2 pseudogenes are annotated in these 591 nt (G+C 54.0%); both read right to left on the bottom strand.

Going from position 1 to position 591, the window contains the following annotated elements:
* Positions 1-54 precede the first annotated feature (54 nt).
* Positions 55-354, bottom strand: a pseudogene (locus BGK49_RS17230) (IS91 family transposase); the annotation flags it as partial.
* 4 nt (positions 355-358) lie between these two features.
* A pseudogene (locus BGK49_RS17225) lies at positions 359-591 on the bottom strand (IS4 family transposase); the annotation flags it as partial.

The raw sequence follows: 591 nt of genomic DNA, 5'->3' as shown, positions 1-591 counted from the left end.
CGCAACAGGCTGTTTTTTATACTTGCACCGATTCCCGGGCACACTTAGCCTGTGTCAGGCCGGCATATACCTCAGCAGACTGATATCCCGCGCGTTTTTCTTCAGCCCCTCCACATTCAGTCCCGCGATGGCCCGGCGGTATACCATCCGGCCGCCACACAGCACGCATTCGAACGGGTCACGACTCAGGAACTGTTTCACCATTTGTGCATAGCACACTTTCGCCACTGGTTCCGGTTTATCCATCCCCAGAGCACGGTACACCTGCGGCAGCTTCTCTCCACACACCCGGTTGGCAAGGAACCCGAAGTACCTCACCATCTTAAAAAACTTCTCCGGGATGTGTAATGCCAGTCAGTTAAGCAACTGACTGGCTCTTTTTCGGGGCTGTGGGGTATTTCCAGGGCCTCTCCTTTACCACTCTCGGGAAGGCCCTTCCCCTTCTCGTCGGTAATTTCACAAGTTGTCCCATACTTGCAAGATCGCGCATCAGCTCCGGTATACGTCCCGGTGAAGCGCCCTGCAATGTCATCAGCATTCTCATCACCATTCCGCATGATTCTGAGAAACTCAGTTGATTCGGCCAGTAAC

This window comes from Shigella sp. FC1544 (assembly GCF_001722145.1).
In the GTDB taxonomy this organism is placed as follows: Bacteria; Pseudomonadota; Gammaproteobacteria; order Enterobacterales; family Enterobacteriaceae; genus Escherichia; species Escherichia coli.
This window is presented reverse-complemented; position numbering and strand designations above follow the sequence as displayed.